The sequence below is a fragment of the Tautonia sociabilis genome (assembly GCF_003977685.1).
GTDB classification, from domain to species: domain Bacteria; phylum Planctomycetota; class Planctomycetia; order Isosphaerales; family Isosphaeraceae; genus Tautonia; species Tautonia sociabilis.
In genome coordinates, this window is the sequence record NZ_RYZH01000027.1 from 85,514 (window position 1) to 94,781 (window position 9,268).

Consider the following 9,268-nt stretch of genomic DNA (forward strand, 5'->3'; position numbering starts at 1 on the left):
TCAGGCCTCCACCGTGACGTCGCCCGCCGACTTGGCCTGGCAGGCGAGGATGATGCGGTTCTCCTTATCGCCCGGCTCCAGCCCGTCCTCGACGGCCATCGTCACCTCCCCGGCGAGGAGCTTCACCCGGCAGATGCCGCAGGTGCCCACGCGGCAGGAGTTGTCGATCTCGACGCCGATCTCGTCGGCGACCTCCAGCACCACCTTGTCCGGGGGCAAGGGCGCCGACTTGCCCGAGGCGGAGAAGGTCAGCGTGGGCAGCGCCACGCCGGTCGCCGGCGCCTCTGCCGTGGCCACGGCCGACGGGCTCGTCGGCTCGGGCCTGCCCAGGGCCGGGCCGAACGCCTCGGTCTTGATCCGCTCGGCGGGCACGCCGAGCTCGGCCAGCGCCTTCTTCATCGACTCCATGAACGGCACCGGCCCGCAGATGTGCACGTAGCGCGACGCGAGGTCGGGCACGGACTGGGCGATCAGCTCCTTGGTGATCCGGCCCGTCGGCCCCGCCCAGCCGGTCCCCTCGGGGCGCGTGACGGTGACGACCACCTTCAGGTTCGGGTGGCGGTGCTGCAGGTACTCCAGCTCCTCGCGGAAGATGATGTCGCGCGGGCTCTTGCAGCCGTACAGCAGGAAGATGTCCCCGGGCCAGCTCCGGTCGATCAGGTAGCGCAGGACGCTCATCAGCGGCGTGATCCCGACGCCGGCGCCGATCAGGAGGATGCACTTGCACTCCCGCCCGGTGAAGGTGAACGAGCCCGTCGGCCCGGAGAATTCCAGCAGGTCGTCCTCCTTGACCCGCTCGTCGAGGTAGCCCGAGACCACGCCCCCCGGCTCGTGCTTGACGGTAATCTCCGCGAAGTCCTGCTGCGTCGGCGAGGAGGCGATGGTGTAGCTCCGCCGCACCGGCTTGCCGTCGACCGGGACGGCGACGGTGAGGAACTGGCCGGGGAGATAGGCGAAGGGGAGCACCCCGCCGAGCGGGTTCATCAGCCGGAACGTCTTGACGTTCGGCGTCTCCTGGAAGATCCGGGCGACGCGCAAGCGGCCGGACCACCTCCGGCCGGCGGCGGTGCGGGCGGCGTCACCGGGCGGGGCCTGCCCCACGGCGGACGAAGCCGATCTTACCGGCGGCGCAGCGGCCTCGGGCGCCACGCCGGGCGGCCCGCCGCCGGTCAGGCCCTGGAGCAGCCGCGCGGCGCGGCGCATCTTGGAGAAGTACATCGCGATCATCGCCGCGGCGAACGCGACCAGGGCCACCATGACGAACCCGTGGAACCAGGAGACGCCAATCGAGCCCGCCTCGCCCGCCGTGCCGGCCGGGGGCAGGAGGCTCATCTCCCGCTTGAACCACTGCAGGGCGACGTTCCGCGGGCTCGTGCCCTCGGCCAGCGCGCGATGCGCCGCCAGCCCGCTCTCGAACTGCGCCAGCCCCTCGCGCATCCGCGCCGTCGCCGCCTGCATCGCCGCGAAGTCGTCGCCCGGCGCCGAGCGGGAGAGCTGGTCCAGCCCCTCGGACAGCAGCGCCGTGCCGGCCTGCATCCGCCCGTGGGCCTGCCGCTCGAGGCCCGCACGCCGCTCCGGGGGCAGCTCCGGCAGCGCCATGAGCGACGGGTAGAGTTCCTTCGGCGGGGGCCCGTGCATCTGCTCCATCATCTCGCCCATGCCGCCCATGCCGCCGCCGCCCATCATCCCCGACATCGGGCCGGCGGGCGGGGTGGCCGAGGGCGGCCCGGCCGTGGCCGCCCCGGGATGGTGCTGCGCGTGCTCCTCGGGCGACACCTGGCCGTAACTCGGAAGGGCCAACGCCAGACCGACCGAGACGGCGAACACGCCGATCCTGAAAAGCCGGCTCGTAGTCGTCCCTTGGGGTGGCAGATATCTCATGTTCATGTCAGCTCGATTGGGCGGTTCATGCTGTTGGGGATAAGCTCCCGGACTGCCGGGCTGGTGTGGCAACCTGTCGCTCACACCGGCCCGGCGCAGTCCGGGTAACCGCTGTCGCGTTACTCCTCCTGGTGTTCCGTGTCCTTCACGGCACCGCTGCCGGGCTTCGTCGCGCAGACAAACATGGCGTCGTCCCCGCAATTCGAGCAGACGTGGTTCACTTCCTCGTTCTTTCCTTCGCCTTTGCCGGTGCCGACGACCGTGACGGTTCCGCCGCAAACGCATGTGTGCTTCTGGCCGATGGTCATCAGCTTGACGTGCGAGTTGTCCTCGGTCACATGCTGGACCATCACGTGCCTGCACTTGCTGCAGGCCATCGCGATCGCGTCTCCCGGCTTCAGGGCTTCGGCCTCGGCTTGCGTCGTGATGTGGTTCAAATGCGCCACCGGATGGCCCTGGTGCGCATCTTGCTCGTCGTCGGCGGCTTGGGCCGCAACGGACGACCACACTGCAAGCGCGACGGCGAGTGCGAGTCCCGAGGTGAGGCCGATCTTGCTGAAGAGGCTGGTTCTGGTGGTCATGAGTAGTTCCTCATTCTTGGTGGGTGTGCTTGCTGACGCGTTAACGCGGCTCTCTAACGGTCGCGGCCGTGCTGCTTCTGCACCTCCTTTCATAGTCCAAATGTGGCGGAGTAGTTATGCGTTGTCGACGACGCGGTTCATGGTGCCGGACGGGTTGGGCACGCACTTGGGGCAGCCGTGGTGCGGCCCGTCACAGCCCGGTTCGCAGCACCAGGTGCCGTCCACGACGAACTTGGACTCGTGGCGCCCCGGCGGCAGGTCCAGGTGCACGTCCCAGTCGCCCGAAGCGTCCCTCGCCAGGGGCGTCGCCGCGGGGTACCGGTCGTGGAAGGTCCCCGCCACGGACACCGCCTGCGCCTGCGGGGCGTGGCAGGAGAGCTGGGCCGGCCGAGGATTCTTATTACGTTTTGATTTTTTCATATGACTAAATATCGCCTATGGGTGAATCGATCGGTGCGGTCCGCGCCTGCTCAGGGCGGGGGGGTAGACGACGTGGGGCCGGGCCCGCCCGCGGCCGCCCCCACGAGCTGTTGCCGCTGCTCGGGGGTGAGCACCTTGGCGGCCTCGCCGACCGCGCGGATGAACGCGAGGCGCTGGTCGGCGCCGAGTTTCGCGACCTCCCGCACCTTGGCCTCGATCGCCTCGACGTCCGGCTCGTCCGCGGCCGTGAGCGACCAGAGCTCTTGCTCGGCCTCGTCGACCTGGCGTTTGGCCGTGGCCCCGGCCAGCAGGGCCTGCTGCTTGATCCGGTTGAGCGACGCCTCCTGCTCGGCGGAGAGGGTGATGTGCTCGCCGTCGTGGTCCAGGAAGAAGCCCGTCGACCCGACGTGGTAGAGGTGCGAGGCGCCGGGGAAGCCGGGCAGGGCCGAGCCCATCGTCAGGCCCGCCATCCCGCGCGCCTGGCCCATGGCGCCCATGCCCATCATGCCCATGTCCATGCTGCCCATCATCCCCATGCCGCCCTGACCCATGCGCATCATGCCCATGTCATCCATCATCATTCCCATGCTGCTGCCCATGCCACCACCACCCATCATCTCCATGCCCATTCCCATGCCCGGCGACGATCCCCCGGCGGCCGGTGCACCCCCGCGGTGGCCCTGCCCCAGCGCCGCCTCCAGGGTGTCGACCTTGGACTGGAGCTGGCGGAGTTGCTCGGCAAGCGGCACCTCCCCTTTCGCCGCCTCCGGGTGGGCGTGCTGCGTGTGATCCGGCGACTTGGCGGCCTGGGCCAGCGCGTCTCCCGCCGGCGCGCAGGCCCCGACGACGGTCAGCGCCAGGGCGGCCAGGGGGGGCAACGCCCGCCGGGATGCGGTCGTTCGACTCGGGGCGCTCATCTCGGGTCTCCTCTGGTTCCCGGCCAGCCGAACTCATCGGTCCGGCGGACACGGTTGCGGGGATGATTCGAGACCATCACAGTCACGGCGCTTGTGCAACCACGCGTAAATACCATGGCGGGAGAACGCCACCCTGCCGCAGGCCGGCCTCGTTCTGGGGCGCCGGCCTGCCCCCCCTTCGCGGCCCTGATATCCCCCAGCCTGCCGGTCGCGAGCGCGGGCGGTCTGGCGGCGCTCATGGACGGGTCGGGACGCTGGCTACCTATCCGGCGTGGGGGGTGGGCCCTGCGACTCCCGCAGGGCCCGGGCCCGCGCCTCGGCCTCCTCCGCCTGGGCGGCCCGGCCGGTGTTGCGCAGCACCTTTGCGTATTCCTCGAGCGCACGGGCAAACCCCAGCGGGTCCGCCCCGGGCGCCTTCTCGTAGATCGAGATCGCCTGCTTGCAGCACGACTCGGCCTCGGCGTCCTGGCCCAGCGCGCAACAGGCGTGGGCCATCTTCGCGCAGCAGCGGGCGACGTGGGGGTGGTCCGGCCCGAGCGCCGCCTCGAAGATCGCGAGCGCCCGCCTCAGGAGCGGCTCCGCCTCGCCGTGCCTGCCCTGCTTCGCATGGAGCCAGCCGAGCGCCTCGAGGCTCGTCGCGACGTCCGGATGCTCGCCGCCGAGGGCCTCTTCCCGGATCGACAGCGCCCGGCTCAGGAGCGGCTCCGCGTCCGCAAACCGACCCCCGTCCAGGTAGAAGGTTCCGAGGTTGTACAGGGTCGGGGCCAGCTCGAGCGGCCGTTCGCCCGCGGTCCTCTCGCGGATGGCGAGCGCCCGCCTGTACGCCGCCTCGGCCCCGGCGTCATTGCCGAGGACGTGGTCGATCGTGGCCAGGTTGTCCAGGGTGGCCGCCACGCCCGGGTCGTCGGGGCCGCGGAGCTTCTCGGTCAGGGCGAGCGAGCGCTCGTAGAGCGGCCGCGCCTCGGCCAGCTTCCCCTGCATGTCGTAGACGCAGGCGAGCGTGTTGAGGCTCGCCGCGAGCTCCGGGTGCTCGGCACCGAGGGCCTCCTCGCGGATGGCGAGGGCCGACCGGGCGAGGCGCTCCGCCTCGGCTCCCTCCCCCGCGGCGCAGAGCACCCAGGCGAGGTGATCGCGCGTCGTCGCCAGCCGCGGATCCGACTCGCCGAAGGCCCGCGCCTCCCCCTCGGCCGCCCGGAGGCGTCGCTCGGCCTCGTCGAGCCGGCCCTGCTTGAACGCGGCCCAGCCCGCGTCGTGCTCGGACTGCCAGTCTGCCCCCCGGGCCTCGGCCGTCGCCAGGATGGCCGAGGCCCCGAGCAGCATCGTCATCAGCCTCGCCGTCGCCTTGCGATTCATCGCGGTCTCCTCGTGTGAAAGTCCTCTCCGCGCGGCCCAGCCCGCGCGGCGCGCGTCGTCTCTCCCGGCGATGATTCCGGCGTCAGTCCCTCGGGCTCAGCCAGGGCTTCGCCAGCGGGATATTCCGCCCGGTGGACCAGTCGCGGTGGTTCGGGCCGACGAAATGGCCGGCGCCCGAGGGCCGCGTCGCGGGGCGGGCGCTGTAGCGGGGGGGCGCGCCGAAGTAGGTCGGGGCGGGTGCCGCCTGCCGGGGAAGGGTCTCCGGGCCCGGGTAGGCGTAGTAGCCGTAGCCGTAGTAGCCGGGGGCGTAGACGTAACGCGGGCTCGGCATCTCCGCGGCCGCGGGCGGTGCCACCGCCACCGGTTGGGCGGGCGCCTGCGGCACGAATTCGAGCGGGACGGCGAATGCGGCCGACGGCTCGGCCGGGTCGGCGAGGCCGGTGATCTGGAAGGCGACCTTCGCCCCGGACCGCGGGACGTTCGCCAGGCCGATGGCGAGGTCGAGGGACCCGTCGGCCGCGCCCAGTTGCCGCGTGAACCACGGCGTGTCGGGGACGTTGGGATGGTAGAAGGTCGCCGTCGCCCGGAGCGTCGAGGCGCCGAGCGGCGTCCCCGCGCTGTCCCGGGGGAAGACGCGAACCCCGGTGGGGTAGAAGAAGACCTCGAACCGGTGCCGCGAGGTCTCGGCGAGGAGGCCGCCCCGCGCGGATCTTGAGGGCGCCTCCCCTTCCTGCGCGTCGACCTCGCCGACGCGACCGTAGGCCCCGGCGCCCGCCAGGGCGACGGCGCCCGCGAGCGCGATCCACTTCAGCGCCGGACGCATTGTGCTCACCTCATTCGTTCGGGATAGACGCATCGGTCCATTCCCGGTGCGAAGGCGAGCCCAAACCTCGCGCCCCAGGGATATCAGGTCGTTGTTCCGGGCGCCGGCCGCAAGCCTCGCCTGTCGGGGCCCTGCGGGCACGGTGCATCAAGCCGAGTCGAGCCTGTTCCGGGATGTCACCTCCGAAGGCTGAGCGGATGGGCGAGTTGTTGCGGCGCGGCGGGCGGCCGCGAGGTGCCCGCCCGTGCGACGTCGCGTCGCGCGCCCCGGTCGAAGTGGAGATCGGCAAGCCTACGGCGCGGTCGTGCGCCGATCAAGGAGGGAGCTTCGGGGCGACACCGTTCATCGCGGCACGCTCCCCGCCCCCGCGCCCGCCGCGGCATTCGGCCCGACCGCGGATGATGCGTAGTCGGCGACGACGACGGTGACGTCGTCGTGCGGGGACCCGTCGGCGCGGACCTCCGCCCGGCGCCCGATGAGCCGCTCGACCAGTTGGGCCGGACCCGCCCCGGCCCCCGACGCGAGGATCGCGGGGAGTTCGTCAGCGCCCCAGAGCTTCCCCGCCGGATCCGAGACCTCGATGAGGCCATCGGTGAACACAAGCAGCCGACCCGCCGGATCGAGCTCGACGTCCGCCTCGGATGCCGCGAGGTCCGGCATGATGCCCAGGAGCGGCATCGTCGGGCCGAGTTCGCTCACCGTGCCCGACGGCCCCAGCAGGAGCGCCGCGGGGTGGCCGGCGCTGGCGTAGCGAAGCCGGCCGGAGCGTGCCTCGAACCAGCCGAAGAAGGCGGTGGCGAAGTGCTCCTCGGGGAGTTCCCGGCAGAGCCGCCCGTTCAGCCGCGCCAGCACCTCACCCGGCCCGGGCGCCTCGTCCGCCTCGCGCCAGACGATCGCCCGGACCATCGCCGTGTGCAGCGCCGCGGCGACGTTGTGGCCCGAGAGGTCGGCCACGAGCAGCGCGACCCGGTCGCCCGAGAGCGGCCGGACGTCATAGAGGTCGCCGCCGACGGGGCCGGCCGGCACGCAGCGCCCGGCGACGCGGACGCGGCCCAGCTCCAGCTCGGGGGGCGGCAGGAGGTGGGCCTGCACCAGCCGGGCCACCTCCATCTCCCGGCGCTCGGCCTCCGCCCGCTCGGCGAGCGCCCGCGACATGGCGTTGAACTGCCGGGCAAGCGCCCCCAGCTCGTCGCCGTTGGGCGAGGCGACCTCCACCCCCAGCCGACCCCGTTCCAGCGCGCGGACCGCCCGGGAGATGCGCCGGATCGGGCGGAGCACCGCATGACGCATGACGACGTTGACCGCGCCGAGGAGCAGGACCCCGGCGCCGAGGAACCAACCGACCTGGCTCCGGAGGTTTGCCCGGACGTGGTCGCGCACCGCGCGCGTCGACTCGGCCACGACGACGCGCCGCGGGCCCGCGGCCGCCACGCGGATCAGGAACGAGTCGTCGCCGATGCGGCGGGTCCAGAAGCCGTCGCCCAGGCCGGCCAGGCGGGCCGGATCCATCGGCCGCCGCGCATGCTCCGCGGCGCTCGCCACGACCCGACCCCCCGCGTCGACCACGGCCACCTGATGCTCCGGCGAGGCCGATGCATCGCTTGCGTGGCAGAACGCATGCAGGAACGGCCCGAAGCGCCCGGATGTGCCGAACGAGCGGTACGCCGCCTCGACGAACCGCGCCTCCTCGTCGAGCCGGGCCCGCAGCAGCGCCAGCCCCGTCGCCTCCTGGCGCCGCCACTCCCAGGCGAGCGACGCCACCAGGATCAGGACGAGGATCAGGTTGATGGGCAGGACGAACTTGTACCGGAGCGTCATCGCCTACAATACCGTGTTTGGAGGATGAGCCGACTCCGGCCCGGTCCGCCGCCCGCCTTGCCCGGCCTGGCCCCGAGGGATCGCCGCGCTGCGGGGCTCAAGATCGCAACGGAGGTCTCCGCCGAGGTTTGGCCGGGGGGCGGGCGGCGGGCCGGGCCGGAGTCGGTCACCGGGACCGGCGCCGTTCCTATCCGTGGTGGCCGCCCGCCCCGTCGGTACCCGTCATGCGGCCCGCCTGGCCGAGCATGGCCCGCATCTGCCGGATCTCCGCGGTCTGGGTGGTGATGATGTCCGTGCCCAGGCGTCTCAGGCCGGGGTGGGAGGCGTTTGCCAGGAGGCCCTCGGCGTCCTGGACGGCCTGCTCGTGATGGCCGACCATCTCGGCGAGGAACGCCCGGTCGAACGCCGGTCCCCGCAGCGAGCGGAGCCCGGCCAGCATGGGCACCTCCTCGGCGGCGATGCGCGGCCGGAACCCGCGGATGCCGTAGCCGGCCGACAGCCAGGCCTGCATCTGCCCGATCTCACGGGCCTGGGCCCGGACAATCCCGCGGGCCAGGCCGAGGACCTCCGGGCTCTCCGAGTTCCGCAACGCCTGCCGCGCCATCCGGATCGCCATGTCGTGATGGCCGATCATGTCGCGCATCCATTGCACCTCGAACCGCGCCGTCCCGCGGTCGACCGCCGGGCCCCGGGCCGCGCGGACGACGCGGCCCGGTTGCACCGTCGGCGTCGCCAGCTCGGCCGGCGCGCCCAGGGCCAGGCCGCTCAGCGCCAGCCGGCCCTCCAGGGCGTCGAAGCCTCCGGGGCGGAATGCGTTGCTCTTCCTCATGGCCGTGCGCGCTCCCCTGTTCACTCGTGGTGCTGGTGGTCGTGCTCGGCCGCGGCCCCCGGCTTCACGCCGCCGGAGAGGTACTTGTCCGGGTCGGCCTGGATCGGCTCCAGGCAGCCCTTGCAGCAGATGAAGGTCGCCTGGTCGCCGCGGGAGACCTTGAGCGGGCCGCCCATCGAGTCCAGCTCCTCGCCGCTCACGGGGCAGAGCTTGAGCGCGCCGATCGCCGCCCGATCGGCCTCGGTCGCCTTGGTCACCGCGATCTCGGCCGCCTTGGCGAAGGCGAACGGCACGGTGAATGTGGCGGTCGGCTCCGCCGAGTCGGCGAGACCCTCGAGCCGGAACGCAACCTTGGCGCCCTCCGCGGGGACTTTACTGAGATCGATGGCCAGCTCCAGCGCCTCGGCCGGGTGCCCGGGATGGGATGGCGCCGCGCGGAGCGGCCGGCTGAACCAGGGCTTGTCGGGCAGATTCGGGTGGTAGAACGTGGCCGACGCGGCGACGCGCGACAGGTCCACGGGGTGTGACCGACGAATGATGTGGTTCGCGGCCCCTCCGGACTCGCTTACGCCGCCACCGGGTATCCCTCCCGGCTGAGCCTGCCCCAGAACTGCTCCCAGCGACCCGTCGTGTACGTCAACGCTCT

At 72.4% G+C, this 9,268-nt stretch carries 9 protein-coding genes; all 9 read right to left on the reverse strand.

Annotated features, from left to right (window positions below):
* Positions 1-1,827, reverse strand: coding sequence for an FAD-binding oxidoreductase (locus tag TsocGM_RS14700; RefSeq protein WP_233578891.1), 1,827 nt, complete (start codon positions 1,825-1,827; stop codon positions 1-3).
* A gap of 173 nt (positions 1,828-2,000) precedes the next feature.
* Positions 2,001-2,462 (reverse strand): hypothetical protein, encoded by a 462-nt coding sequence (locus TsocGM_RS14705; RefSeq protein WP_126726226.1) that lies wholly within the window; start codon positions 2,460-2,462, stop codon positions 2,001-2,003.
* Between the two features lie 114 nt (positions 2,463-2,576).
* Positions 2,577-2,882, reverse strand: coding sequence for a glycogen-binding domain-containing protein (locus tag TsocGM_RS14710; protein ID WP_126726227.1), 306 nt, complete (start codon positions 2,880-2,882; stop codon positions 2,577-2,579).
* A 50-nt stretch (positions 2,883-2,932) separates the two neighbouring features.
* Positions 2,933-3,799, reverse strand: coding sequence for a Spy/CpxP family protein refolding chaperone (locus TsocGM_RS14715; RefSeq protein ID WP_126726228.1), 867 nt, complete (start codon positions 3,797-3,799; stop codon positions 2,933-2,935).
* A 258-nt stretch (positions 3,800-4,057) separates the two neighbouring features.
* Complete coding sequence (locus tag TsocGM_RS14720; RefSeq protein ID WP_126726229.1) at positions 4,058-5,152, reverse strand: tetratricopeptide repeat protein; 1,095 nt, start codon at positions 5,150-5,152, stop codon at positions 4,058-4,060.
* An 82-nt stretch (positions 5,153-5,234) separates the two neighbouring features.
* A complete protein-coding gene (locus TsocGM_RS14725) occupies positions 5,235-5,975 on the reverse strand; it encodes a hypothetical protein (protein ID WP_126726235.1) in 741 nt (246 codons plus the stop codon).
* Between the two features lie 342 nt (positions 5,976-6,317).
* A complete protein-coding gene (locus tag TsocGM_RS14730; protein WP_126726230.1) occupies positions 6,318-7,793 on the reverse strand; it encodes a PP2C family protein-serine/threonine phosphatase in 1,476 nt (491 codons plus the stop codon).
* Positions 7,794-7,980: 187 nt separating this feature from the next.
* Entirely contained in the window at positions 7,981-8,622 is a 642-nt protein-coding gene (locus tag TsocGM_RS14735; RefSeq protein WP_126726231.1) for a DUF305 domain-containing protein, read from the reverse strand.
* A 20-nt stretch (positions 8,623-8,642) separates the two neighbouring features.
* Entirely contained in the window at positions 8,643-9,140 is a 498-nt protein-coding gene (locus TsocGM_RS14740) for a hypothetical protein (protein ID WP_126726232.1), read from the reverse strand.
* Positions 9,141-9,268: the final 128 nt, after the last annotated feature.